The organism is Sulfitobacter sp. 1A13496 (genome assembly GCF_043557225.1).
In the GTDB taxonomy this organism is placed as follows: domain Bacteria; phylum Pseudomonadota; class Alphaproteobacteria; order Rhodobacterales; family Rhodobacteraceae; genus Sulfitobacter; species Sulfitobacter faviae.
This window is the reverse complement of the sequence record NZ_JBIFFP010000007.1, coordinates 79797-92167: the sequence shown is the minus strand read 5'-3', so window position 1 is coordinate 92167 and position 12371 is coordinate 79797. Positions and strand designations below refer to the sequence as shown.

Here is a 12371-nt window from a genome sequence, read left to right as displayed (position 1 = left end):
TGGCCCCGCCGATCTCCGGCAGGGCCACTTCACAGCTCAGCGCAGCGCCACGGTTAGCGGTTGTCCATCCGCACCATGACAGAGACCTTGCCCTTCACCGGCGTCGGCCAAACCACATGCAGCTGATCCCGGTCCGGCCCTTCGGCGTGTTTCACATAAGGCATGTCGAACTGCGCCACGTTGTTGCCGTTGCGGATCGCCCCATGGGCCACCACCGCGTCGCTATTGAGCGCTTGCCCCTCGAAAGGCAGATGCCCAGCGGTATCAATCACCCAAGTCTCTGACGGGGTCGACTGGGTGAACTCGATCTCGGCCATATTCTCGGCCTGCGTGGTCACCGCATGGAAGGAATTGCCCTTCATCACCACGTTCTTGCATCGCGACAGGTCAAGATCGGCAAAGGTCGTATCCACCCGCTCGGCGCGGTCGATGCTGCCGTTAAGGCTGCGGAACCGGTTGCCGGTGATGGTCACCCCGCTCAGGAAATGCCCCGCACCATGAGGTTTTACCACGATATAGCTGAACCACGGGGCCACCTCCCCGGACAGAAAGATATTGTCGCTGATGCTGAGCGCGCTGAACGAATAGCCCGTGGTGAAGGCCGGGGTCGGGTCCTGCTCATTCGTCCATTCGATAAAGCAATTGTCGACGTAATTCCCGGTCACCACCGCGCTGGTATGGGCCGAAGCAAGGATCAGCCCCGCCGAGCGCACACCGTTGTCGACCGCATCCCCCTGAAAAAAGTGATTGCCCGTCACGATGCTGTTGCCCCCCGCCAGCAGCGCGAAATGACGGAACTTGGTGGCGCGGCAGTCGCGCAGCTTCACGTCGTTGGCGTTGGTGTTAAGCGCGATGGAGGTCCGGTTCGGCACCGTCAGCGCATCCTCTGCCGACAGGAACTGACAGCGGTCGATCAACATGCCCTGACAGCCCCCGCCGATCGAGGTAACACCACGGTCTTTCGGGCGGCTGACGAAACAGTCGCGCAGGTGAAAGATCAGCCCCGAAGGCGCAAGGTTGATCGCGCTGCAGCGGTTGTTGCACTGGAACTCGATATCATCGAGCACGAATTTCGACAGCGAGGCGAAGCCGCTGAAATCCACTATGTACTGGAACTTGCGGAAGGTGAAACTCTGCGTCCCCTCCGCATCGTAAAGCGGCGCGTTGAGCGTGATCTCCTGCGTGGCGACATTCTTGGACCGCACATAAATCTCGCGCCCCACCCCGGTCCCTTCGACCAGCGCGCCCACCGGCACATTGGCGATATTGGTCACATTGGTTAGCTTGCGCGCGTCCGAGGCCGCGTAGCGCGCCTGCGACGTCACCACCACCGTGTCCCAAGCGCTGCTCGACGCGGCCTCAAGCTGGCCGTTGCGGATCACCCGACGGGTGGCATAGCTGGTCTTGTCTGGCACCGCCGCCTGCATGTCGAGCGGCCCGGTCACATTCACCTTGCGCCCCCCCATATCGAGCGAGTCGTGATCCGCGTTGTTCAGAAGCGCCTGAAAGGCTTTCAGAAAAGCGGTCTCTTCGTTCTCGAAGGCTTCGATATAGCTGGGCAGATCGAAATTGCGGCGCAGCAGCAGCACCGCCCCCACCGGCATGGTCACATGGCCCTCGAATTTGACCGGCGTGTCAAAGGTCACATCCCCGTTCAACAGGTAGTTCCCCGCAGGCACCAGCACCGTGCGCCCCGCCGCGGCGGCATTTGCAGCCTCGAAGGCGGCGGTGTCGTCGCTCACCCCGTTGCCCACCGCACCAAAGTCGCGCACATCGACCTGCGCCAGCATGTCCCGCAGAAAGACCGAGGTGACATCCTCGATCACGATATCGTCGATCCGCACCACGCCGCCCGTCGGCCCGGTCAGGTCCAGCCCGAAATGCCCATAGACCGCACCGGTGCCCCAGACCATATCGACCCCGCCGCGGTCGCCGCTGCCGATGATCGCGCTGACCTCGACCACCTCGCCATAGGCCGTCAGCGTGACCGACGGCCCGGCCTCCGTCACGCCGCTCACCCGGCCCCCGCCCGCCTGCGCCGGATAGCCCGCGATCCGCACCGTCGGCAGGTTGCCACTCACCGCCTTCACCCGCGCCGTGACCCGCAGATAGCAGCCCGGCAGCAGCGGGATCTGCCCCATGTAGCGCAGCCGTTGCGTGGCTTGCGTCTTCAGCAGTTCCAACGCCCCGCCAAAGTCCTGATCCGCGGGGACAAAAGCGGCATTTGCCGCGTTCTCATAGGTGTCCGACCCCGGCGTGCCATCGCCGCTCGACCAGACATCCAGCCCCGCCGCAAAGGGGGTGGGCATCAACACCACGCCATCGGTAATCGCCTTGTTCATCGCTTTTCCTTTCCCCGGTCCGCACCTCCCACCGGGGCGCGCCGCTCAACTGCTCAGGCTCGGCGAGGGCCGAACCGCGAGGTCAGGGAAGTATCAACGATGTATTAACCCGCATTTGCCCCGCCGCGCGGGAGCCGCGCAACAATGGTCAGACATTGGCCCCCGGCGCGTCGAGGATTTGCACCGCGCCGATGCGCCAGCCCGCCTCCGTCCGTTCCATCAGATAGCCCAACAGATGCGTGAACCCCTGAGGATCAACCACCTGCACTACCTGATAAAAACGCGCCCCATCCGCGCGCCGGTCAAGGAACCGCACCTCCGCCGGGTTCTGCACCATCGGGTAGCCATTGCTCACCATGCTGCGGAAATTCTCAGGGGTTTGGAAAAAACGCTGCAAATTCGGCGTGGCGAATTCTAATGCGGCGGCGAAATCATCCGCGCGAAAAGCGTCGAACTGGCTGTTGATCGTCTCTTCGATCTCTGCCTGCTGCGCCATCGCGCCAAAGCTCAGGAGGGCTGATAGCACCAGCCCTCCGAAAAACGTGAACATCCCTTTGCGCATTGTCTTTCCCCCTTGCCCTTGCTGAATGATCTAAGTCACGCAAGGGCAGAGGCAAAAGTTTCACGCGCCGGTCAGCTTGCCCGCCAGCGCGTCGTCGATCAGCGCGACGGTCTCTTCCACGCCGTAAAGCGCGATGAAGCCACCAAACCGCGGCCCCTGATCGGCGCCCAGAAGCACCTGGTACAGCGCCTTGAACCAGTCGCGCAGCGGGTCGAAACGCTCCTTGCCGACGGCGAAGACCATGCTCTGCAGCGCCTCGGCATCCAGCCCGCCGTCCCAGACCTTCAGCCGGTCGCGCAGGTCTTCCAGCGCCTCGCGTTCCAACTCGGTGGGCGCGCGGAACACCTTCGTGGGCTTCACGAAGTCGTTGAAATAGCGCACCGCGTGGCCCGCCGCGGCATCCATGCCGGGGTTGGTCTCGGGCGTGGCCTCGGGCGCGTAGCGCTGGATGAAACCCCAAAGCTGCGACTTGTCCTCGGCGCTCGACACGGAGGCGAGGTTCAAGAGCATCGAGAAGGGCACCACCATGTCCGACTTCGGCACATCACCGCCATGGATGTGCCAGACGGGGTTATTCAGCCGCGCCTTCACGTCCTGCGTCTCATAGGCGCGGAGCTGCTGGTGGTATTCGTCGACCGCCTTGGGGATCACGTCGAAATACATGCGCTTGGCCGTCTTGGGCTTGAGGAACATGAAATACGACAGGCTTTCGGTGCTGGCATAGGTCAGCCACTGGTCGATCGAGATGCCGTTGCCGGAAGACTTGGAGATCTTCTGCCCGTTCTCGTCGAGGAACAGCTCATAGCTGAAATGCTCGGGCTTCTTGCCGCCGAGGATCTCGCAGATGCGGTCGTAGATCGCCGTGTTGGTGGCGTGTTCCTTGCCATACATCTCGAAATCCACGTCGAGCGCGGCCCAGCGGGCGCCGAAATCGGGCTTCCACTGCAGCTTCACGTTGCCGCCGGTGACCGGCAGCGTCATCTCGTTGCCGTCCTCGTCGTCGAAGGTGATCGTGCCGTCCTTGGCGTTGACCTCCTTCATCGGCACATACATCACGCGGCCCGTTTCGGGGTGGATCGGCAGGAAGATCGAATAGGTCTGCGCGCGCTCTTCGCGCAGCGACTTCAGCATCACCGCCATGATCTCGTCGTACTTCTCGCAAGCGCGCAGCAGCACCTCATCGAACTGGCCCGAGCGGTAGAATTCGCGCGCGGAATAGAACTCATACTCGAAGCCGAAGGTGTCGAGGAACCGGCGCAGCATGGCGTTGTTGTGATGGCCAAAGCTCTCATGCGTGCCGAAAGGGTCTGGCACGGAGGTCAGCGGCTTGTGCATATGCTCTTCCAGCATCTCCCGCTGGGGCACGTTGCCCGGCACCTTGCGCATGCCATCGAGGTCATCCGAGAAACACACCAGCTTAGTCGGGATGTCGCTGATCTCTTCAAAGGCGCGCTTGATCATCGTGGTGCGCAGCACCTCGCCAAAGGTGCCGATATGCGGCAGGCCCGAGGGGCCATAGCCCGTCTCGAACAGGACGTAACCCTTCTCTGGCGGCTTCTTGGCATAGCGTTTGAGCACCCGGCGCGCTTCTTCAAAGGGCCATGCTTTGCTGCTGAGTGCCGCGTCTCGGGTCTCGGACATGTCAGATCATCCATCTTTTGGCGTCCCTGCGCCCAATGCGCACGGGGTCGCCCGTTCCTATTGCTTCACTCCCTGAGGGTCAATATTCTGCACCGCAACATACCTGTGCAAAGGATACCGCGATGCCCGACACATCTTCCCTCTCACTCAGCGCCCAAGACAGTCTTGTCGCGCTGATGATCGCGGTCTCGGCCTCGGATGAGGACATCCGCACCGCCGAACTGGTCAAAATCGAATCGGCGCTGAACCTGCTGCCGGTCTTCTCGGGCTATGACAATGACCGCGTCTCGACGATTGGCAAAACGGTCTTTGACCTGTTCGAACAGGAGGACGGGTTGGATGCCCTCTTTGGCCTGATCCGCGAGGCCCTGCCGGAGCGTTTGCATGAAACGGCCTATGCGCTGGCCTGCGACGTGGCCGCCGCCGATGGCACGCTGGACGAGGCCGAGCTGCGGCTGCTCGAAGAAATCCGCTATGAGCTTAACATCGACCGGCTCCACGCCGCCGCGATCGAACGCGGCGCGCGGGCGCGGCACCTGACCTGAGCGCGGGTTAGGACTCTTCCAGCGCGACTTCCGGCTCGGCCCCGACCTCGGCTTCGGCATCAGGGTCGGGCGCCGCTGGCGTCTTAGGCGCGGCTTCGCCCTCCGGCTCGGGCTTCACGGCGACGTTATACAATAGGCCCCACCGCTCCAGCAGCCCACGTTGCACACGTTTGGCCCGCGCGTTCCAAGCCCGCGCCCCCGGCGGACGCTCTCGCTCGGCCCGGCTGATCTTGGCCCGTTCCTCGATATTCGCGGTCAGGATCGCAAAGGCCAGCACCCGGTCCTCGGGCGTGGTCAGGAACCCGGCCAGCGCCGAGACGAAGTTCAGCGTGCCGGTCTTCGCGTCGATCTCAATCGGATTGTCGCGCTCGGGGCGGCCCCGATCATCGCGCAGATAGACCGGTTTCAAGATCGGCCGCAGCCCCGTGCCGTGAATGCGCGCCAGCCCCCCGGCCATGTCATGCACGGTCATCTTGCTGTCGTCGCCAAGACCCGAATGGTCAATCATCGCCGGGTTTTCCATGCCCAGTTCCTCAATCGCCCATTTGTTCATCTCGGCGGCAGAGGCCCGCAGACTCGGCACCGCACCCAACCGTTTGGCGCTGGCAGCCATGCCGACCATCTCGGCGGTGAGGTTGGTGGAGTATTTCAGCATGTCCTTGAGGATGGGCCGCAGCTTGGTGCTGTGGTGGGTAACGAGGGTCTCGCCCTCTGGCAGCGTCTCGATCAGCTCCGCATCGCCCAGTTTGATGCCATGGCTCCGGGCGATGGTGGCAAAGATATCGCCCGCATAGACACCGGGCCGCCGGATCGGCAGCCAACGCGCACCGCCCGAGCCCAGGGCCCCTTTCGCGACCGTCCAAACATCGCGCTCAGGCCGGTTTTCGTAGGTATAGACCGGCCCGCTACGGTCCACGACCTCCATCGTGGCCACGCGCACAGCGGGCGCATAGCGCGCCGCGCGGCCTTCCATGGTCACGTCATAGCCGTTGCCCGTGCGCTTCCATTCAAAATGCACCCGATTGTAGTTCAGCGCGATCCCCGAAACCCCGGGGTTATAGCCGACATGGTCGGGCTGTTCGGGGTCAATCGCTAAGGTCGCAGGCAAGGCGCCTTCATAGACCTTGAAACCGCCTTTGACGCCGATAATGCCCGCCTCTTTCAGGTCTTCGGCCATCTGTCCCAGATTGTCACTGTCGAGGGTCGGATCCCCCCCACCGACGAGGATCAGATCGCCCTGCACCTCACCATCGACGACACCGCCGGTCGCCAAAAGGCGCGTCTCGAACACATGATCCGGCCCCAGTTGATCCAGCGCATAAAGCGCGGTGATCGCCTTGATGCTGCTGGCGGGCGGGATGCCATCGGTGGCGTTGGACGCCTCCAGCCAGATACCGGTGTCAACATCGACCACGGCAAAGGCCACCGTGCCGGTGATCCCGCTGTCGGCGATGATCTCGGACACATTGGGAATGGCCTGTTTATACAGGTCGGCATCGCGCCCCACGGGGCGCAACGAAGTGGTCGGCGGCTCGGCCCAAGCAGAGGCCGCCGCCAGTGCAGCGGCAGCCGTCCCAAGGAAAATGCGGCGTGTGAAACGTCGTGAAAAACTCTGGCTCATGGGCTTGATATAAACCCCAAGCGGCGTTCGGCCACAACCGGTCTGACAAGGGTGGAGCTTTCGCGGTTGCACAAAACCGCCGACCTGCTAACCCAACGTCATGCAACGCGCTATTCCGATCATGTTCATCGCCATGTCACTGATCCCCGCAGGGGACAGCGCGGGTAAAATCCTGACCTCAGGCATGGGGGTGGCGCCGGTCTTCGTGGCATGGTCGCGCTTTGCCATCGGGGCGCTGATGGTGCTGCCGTTCCTGCCCCAGGGCACATGGGGGCTGATGCGCGATTGGCGGCTCTGGCTGCGGGCGGGCACCTTGGCCTTGGGGATCACCTGCATTCAAACCGCGCTCAGGACCGAGGCGATTGCCAATGTCTTCGCCGCCTTCTTTATCGGGCCGATGATCAGCTACCTGCTGGCCGCGATCTTTCTGCGCGAACGCATTAGCCTGCTGCGCAGCGCGTTGATCCTGCTGGGTTTTTGCGGCGTGCTGCTGGTGGTGCGCCCGGGGCTGGGTGGCGGCACGGGCGGGCCGGGGCTGCTCTTTGCCGTGGCGGCGGGGCTGTTCTACGGCGTCTTTCTCACCATGTCGCGCTGGCTGTCTGACCTCGCCCCGCCCCTTGCGCTGACTTTCACCCAACTGGCGATGAGCGCGGTGATGCTGCTGCCACTGGGTCTGATGAACCTACCCGCAGCCACCCTGCCCGTCGCGGGGCTGGCCACCGCGAGCGCGCTGTTTTCGATGCTGGGCAATCTGCTGCTGCTCTATGCCTACCGCCGTGCCCCCGCCACGCGGCTGGCGCCGTTGGTCTATTTCCAACTGATCGCCGCGGTGCTGCTGGGGTTGTTCCTGTTCAGCACCCTGCCCGATGCGCTGACTTGGGCGGGGCTTGCGGTGATCATCACCGCGGGCATCACCTCGGCCCGGCTACGCTGAGCGCCAGCCCCCCGCCGCGCGCAATGCGGTGGAAGAGACATCGACCATCGGCACATTGACGAAACACCACGCCGGCGCCGTGGCGCGGCCCAGCAACTGGCTGTTCCGCCCTGCGATCCGGTAGGGCGCATAAAGCGCCGCCGCCCGGCTCATCCGGGCCGAGATACGCTGCCCGGGCCGGGCCAGCACGCCCACCGGCACCGTCTCCATGATCTGCCGCCAGTCTTGCCACAGATGGAACTGCGCAAGGTTGTCGGCCCCCATCAGCCAGACGAACCGAACGCCGGGATAATGCCGCCGCAGCGCGGCCAGCGTCTCAGCCGTGTAACGGGTGCCCAACTGTGCTTCGATCCCCGTAATCTCAACCCGCGGGTGATCCATCACCGACTGCGCCCGCGCCATCCGCTGCGCCTTGGGCGCCGGGCCATGCTCTTTCAACGGGTTGCCGGGGCTCAGCAGCCACCAGACCCGATCCAGCCCGAACCGTTTCAACGCCTCGCGGGTGATATGCGCATGCCCCTCATGCGCCGGGTCAAAGGACCCGCCCAACAGGCCCACGACCTGCCCTTTGGTGGCGAATGGCATGGTATTGCGCAAGAAAATGGCCCCCGATCCGAAATCAGGGGCCAAAGGAGGGGCATTGCAGCCCTTTGTCAATGCGAAGCCCTTACTTGTGCTTCACGATCTCGCCCGAACGCAGCCGCGCGACATAGCTGTTCAACTCGCGCTTCACGATCGGCATCAGGAAATAGAGCGCGATGATGTTCACGATCGCCATGGAAAAGAGCATCGCATCGCTGAAGTCGATCACCGGCCCAAGGCTCGCCGCCGCGCCGATCACGATGAAGAGGCAGAAGATCACCTTGAAGGTCAGCTCCTTCGCCGCCCCCTCGCCAAAGAGATAGGTCCATGCCTTGAGCCCGTAGTAGGACCAGCTGATCATGGTCGAGAAGGCAAAGAGCACCACCGCCACCATCAAGAGCACCGGGAACCACGAGAAGGCCCGCGCATAGGCCGCCGAGGTCAGCGCCACGCCGCTCACGTCGCCCTCGGTCGCGATCCGGCCCGCCTCGGCGTTCCAGATGTAGAGACCGGTTTCCGGGTCTTGGTTGAGCACGCCGCTGATCACGATGACCAGCGCGGTCATGGTGCAGATCACCACCGTGTCGATGAAGGGCTCCAAAAGGGCGACATAGCCTTCGGTCACCGGCTCCTTGGTGCGCACCGCCGAGTGGGCGATGGCCGCCGAACCGATGCCCGCTTCGTTGGAAAACGCCGCACGGCGGAAGCCTTGGATCAACGCGCCGGTAAACCCGCCGACCACGCCAAGGCCGGTGAAGGCGCCCATGAAGATTTGGCCAAAGGCCCAGCCGATCATATCCCAGTTAATGATCAGGATCAGGATCGAGACCAGCACATAGAAGATGCCCATGAAAGGCACGATCTTTTCAGTCACCCGCGCGATGGATTTCAAACCGCCCGCGATCACCGCAAAGGTCACGCCCGCAAGAACAACCCCAGTGATCCAGCCCGGATAGTCCCCCAAGACACCCGCAAGCTGGGCATGGGCTTGGTTGGCTTGAAACATATTGCCGCCGCCAAGCGCGCCGAGGATGGTGAAGATCGAAAAGAGCACCGCCATGAAGCCACCCAGCGGCAGGCCCCGCTCGGAGAAGCCTTTGACGATGTAATACATCGGCCCGCCCGAGACATGGCCGTCGGGGAATTCATTGCGGTATTTCACCCCGAGCGTACATTCGGTGAACTTGGTCGCCATGCCGAACAGGCCCGCGATCACCATCCAAAAGGTCGCCCCCGGCCCGCCGATGCTGACCGCCACCGCGACGCCCGCGATGTTGCCCAGACCCACGGTGCCCGACAGCGCCGTCGCCAGCGCCTGAAAGTGGCTCACCTCGCCCGCGTCGTCGGGATCGGAGTAATCCCCCTTCACAAGCTGGATCGAATGCCAGAACCCTTTTAGCTGGATGGCCCCGAAATAGACGGTAAATACCACGGCGCCCACAACGAGCCAAAGCGCGATCCAAGAGAAATTCGTGCCCGGCAGCGGGGCAAAGATGAATGACACATACCAGCCGGTGTAATCGGCAAAGATCTGGTTGATACGTTGGTCGATGCCCGCAGCCTCTTGCGCGGCGGCAAGGCCCGGCAGCAATGACGCAAAGGCTGCCATCGCAAAGGTCAGTAACTTATTCATGGCGTTTCCTTTCAGGGAATGATCGTGACCGGCACGCTGGAGCCTGCGACCAACCGGCCCGTCACCCCACCAAAGAGCCGCTTGAGGCCCCGTTCACCAACCCGCCCGACGACGATCTGAACCGCGCCGCGCTTTTTGGCCACCGCTTCGAGGATATCGGCCACATCGCCATGCCGCACGATTCCCTCGACCTCGACACCGGCGGCCTTGGCCTCGGCCACGGCAGGGTCGAGCACCACGTCATGGGCGCGCTGCAACTCCTGCTCGCGCCGCTTGTGGCGCTGCTCGTTCTCTTCCTTGGTCTGAAAGGTGAAAGGCGACCATTCGATCACAAAGCAAACGGTGATCGAACAATCCCCGATCTGTTTGGCCTGTGACTGGGCAAACGCCAAGGCTCGCGCGCCGGCCTCCGACCCGTCCAGACCCACAACGATGGTGGATTTTGTCATGAGTATTTCCCTGTTGTTGCGCTGAAACCGGCGCACCGCGAACGGTGAGAACCGCCTTCAACCTCCCTACTCTGCGGTAGGCGGTTTTTACCGTCCAACCGCAGATTGAATAAATCTAGCGCGAAAACGGCAGAAAAGTCGACCGAATTTCACTGATCGACTGCGCGGATCGCCTGTCAAACCCTTGCAAAACCATCCAATAGCCTGCCCAGCCATGCCGCCTGCGCGCGCCACGGGCGCGCCACGCAAACCGCCGCCGGGCAAGGTGCCTGTGCGGTACAGAGTGTTTGATATTGCCCCGCCCGGGCGATATTGCACTGCAAACCCCAAAACGCGTTGCAAGGATTCTCCAATGGCCGCCTATCAATACGTCTATCACATGTCCGGCGTCTCCAAGACCTACCCCGGGGGCAAGAAGACATTCGAAAACATCCACCTGAACTTCCTCCCCGGCGTGAAGATCGGTGTCGTCGGCGTCAACGGCGCGGGTAAATCCACCCTGCTCAAGATCATGGCCGGGCTCGACAAGGATTTCTCGGGCGAGGCATGGGCCGCCGAGGGCGCGAAAGTCGGCTACCTGCCGCAGGAGCCGAAACTCGACCCCGAAAAAACCGTGCGCGAAAACGTCATGGAAGGCGTGGCCGAGAAGAAGGCCATCCTCGACCGCTACAACGAATTGGCGATGAACTACTCGGATGAGACCGCCGAGGAGATGGCCAAGCTGCAAGACGACATCGACGCGCAGAACCTCTGGGACCTCGACAGCCAGATCGACGTCTCGATGGAAGCGCTGCGCTGCCCGCCAGACGACGCGATGCCGGAAAACCTCTCGGGCGGTGAGGCGCGCCGGGTGGCGCTCTGCAAGCTGCTGCTGGAAGCGCCCGACATGCTGCTGCTCGATGAGCCGACCAACCACCTCGACGCCGAGACCATCGCCTGGCTGCAGCAGCACCTGATCGACTACAAGGGCACCATCCTCTGCGTCACCCACGACCGTTACTTCCTCGACGACATCACCGGCTGGATCCTCGAACTCGACCGTGGCCGCGGCATTCCTTACGAGGGCAACTACTCAGACTGGCTGGAGCAGAAGGCCAAGCGGCTGGCGCAGGAAGCCCGCGAAGACAAATCCAAGCAAAAGACGCTGGAGCGCGAACTCGAGTGGATGCGCCAAGGCGCCAAGGCGCGTCAGGCGAAATCCAAGGCCCGTATCGCGGCCTATAACGAGATGGCAGAACAATCTGAGCGCGAAAAGCTTTCCCGCGCCCAGATCGTCATCCCCAACGGTCCGCGCCTCGGCAACAAGGTGATCGAGGTCGAAGGTCTGAAGAAGCACATGGGCGATAAGCAGTTGATCGACGGGCTCGACTTCTCGCTGCCGCCGGGTGGCATCGTTGGTGTGATCGGCCCCAACGGCGCGGGTAAATCGACGCTCTTCAAGATGCTGACCGGGCACGAGAAACCCGACGAGGGCAGCATCGAATACGGCGACACGGTTGAGCTGTCCTACGTTGACCAGAGCCGCGACGACCTGAACCCAGAGGACACCGTCTGGCAGGCGATCTCAGGCGGGGCGGAACTGATCAAGCTCGGCGATGCCGAGGTGAACTCCCGCGCCTATTGCTCGTCCTTCAACTTCAAGGGCGGCGACCAACAGAAGAAAGTGGGCCTCCTGTCGGGCGGTGAGCGCAACCGCGTGCACATGGCGCGGCTGCTGAAAGAGGGCGGCAACGTGCTGCTGCTCGATGAGCCGACCAACGATCTGGACGTCGAAACACTCCGCGCGCTCGAAGATGCGCTGGTGGATTTCGCCGGCTGCGCCGTGGTCATCTCGCACGACCGTTTCTTCCTCGACCGGATTTGTACCCACATCCTCGCCTTCGAGGGCGAAGCGCATGTCGAGTGGTTCGAGGGCAACTTCGAAGACTACGAAGAAGACAAGAAGCGCCGTCTGGGTGCCGATGCGCTGGAGCCCAAGCGCCTGAAGCACAAGAAGTTCGCGCGGTAAGGATTGCGACTTAGCGATCTAAAGGGCGTCGGATTTCCGGCGCCCTTTTTCTTT

The 12371-nt window shown here is 62.8% G+C and carries 10 protein-coding genes; 3 read left to right on the top strand and 7 right to left on the bottom strand.

Going from position 1 to position 12371, the window contains the following annotated elements:
* Window positions 1–53: 53 nt before the first annotated feature.
* The 3 genes from ACGYLX_RS15255 to ACGYLX_RS15245 all read right to left on the bottom strand — a co-directional run bounded on the left by ACGYLX_RS15255 (window position 54) and on the right by ACGYLX_RS15245 (window position 4545).
* Window positions 54–2342 (bottom strand): glycosyl hydrolase family 28-related protein, encoded by a 2289-nt coding sequence (locus ACGYLX_RS15255; protein ID WP_394450508.1) that lies wholly within the window; start codon window positions 2340–2342, stop codon window positions 54–56.
* A gap of 148 nt (window positions 2343–2490) precedes the next feature.
* A complete protein-coding gene (locus ACGYLX_RS15250; RefSeq protein ID WP_271692313.1) occupies window positions 2491–2904 on the bottom strand; it encodes a DUF4864 domain-containing protein in 414 nt (137 codons plus the stop codon).
* A 60-nt stretch (window positions 2905–2964) separates the two neighbouring features.
* Window positions 2965–4545, bottom strand: a complete 1581-nt coding sequence (locus tag ACGYLX_RS15245) for a lysine--tRNA ligase (RefSeq protein ID WP_394402420.1) — start codon at window positions 4543–4545, stop codon at window positions 2965–2967.
* Window positions 4546–4667: 122 nt separating this feature from the next.
* Between ACGYLX_RS15245 and ACGYLX_RS15240 the strand changes: the two genes are divergently transcribed.
* Window positions 4668–5090 (top strand): tellurite resistance TerB family protein, encoded by a 423-nt coding sequence (locus ACGYLX_RS15240; protein ID WP_067268129.1) that lies wholly within the window; start codon window positions 4668–4670, stop codon window positions 5088–5090.
* A 7-nt stretch (window positions 5091–5097) separates the two neighbouring features.
* Here the strand turns inward: ACGYLX_RS15240 and dacB are convergent, their stop codons facing one another.
* On the bottom strand, window positions 5098–6711 hold the full coding sequence (gene dacB / locus ACGYLX_RS15235; RefSeq protein WP_394450506.1) for a D-alanyl-D-alanine carboxypeptidase/D-alanyl-D-alanine-endopeptidase: 1614 nt from the start codon (window positions 6709–6711) through the stop codon (window positions 5098–5100).
* Window positions 6712–6811: 100 nt separating this feature from the next.
* Here dacB and ACGYLX_RS15230 point away from each other — a divergent pair, with 100 nt between their 5' ends.
* Complete coding sequence (locus tag ACGYLX_RS15230; protein WP_394450503.1) at window positions 6812–7645, top strand: DMT family transporter; 834 nt, start codon at window positions 6812–6814, stop codon at window positions 7643–7645.
* On the opposite strand, the gene ACGYLX_RS15225 is transcribed toward ACGYLX_RS15230, so the two are convergent.
* From ACGYLX_RS15225 to ACGYLX_RS15215, 3 genes are all read right to left on the bottom strand, one after another.
* Window positions 7637–8230 (bottom strand): nicotinate-nucleotide adenylyltransferase, encoded by a 594-nt coding sequence (locus ACGYLX_RS15225; RefSeq protein ID WP_394450501.1) that lies wholly within the window; start codon window positions 8228–8230, stop codon window positions 7637–7639. The two genes, ACGYLX_RS15230 and ACGYLX_RS15225, sit on opposite strands and share 9 nt — an antisense overlap.
* A gap of 82 nt (window positions 8231–8312) precedes the next feature.
* Window positions 8313–9860 (bottom strand): sodium:alanine symporter family protein, encoded by a 1548-nt coding sequence (locus ACGYLX_RS15220; RefSeq protein WP_209217050.1) that lies wholly within the window; start codon window positions 9858–9860, stop codon window positions 8313–8315.
* A gap of 11 nt (window positions 9861–9871) precedes the next feature.
* The gene (locus tag ACGYLX_RS15215; protein ID WP_168612985.1) at window positions 9872–10309 is read right to left on the bottom strand and encodes a universal stress protein; all 438 of its coding nucleotides are present in this window, start codon (window positions 10307–10309) and stop codon (window positions 9872–9874) included.
* 352 nt (window positions 10310–10661) lie between these two features.
* Between ACGYLX_RS15215 and ettA the strand changes: the two genes are divergently transcribed.
* Window positions 10662–12317, top strand: coding sequence for an energy-dependent translational throttle protein EttA (gene ettA / locus ACGYLX_RS15210; protein WP_067265222.1), 1656 nt, complete (start codon window positions 10662–10664; stop codon window positions 12315–12317).
* The last annotated feature ends 54 nt before the right edge of the window (window positions 12318–12371 follow it).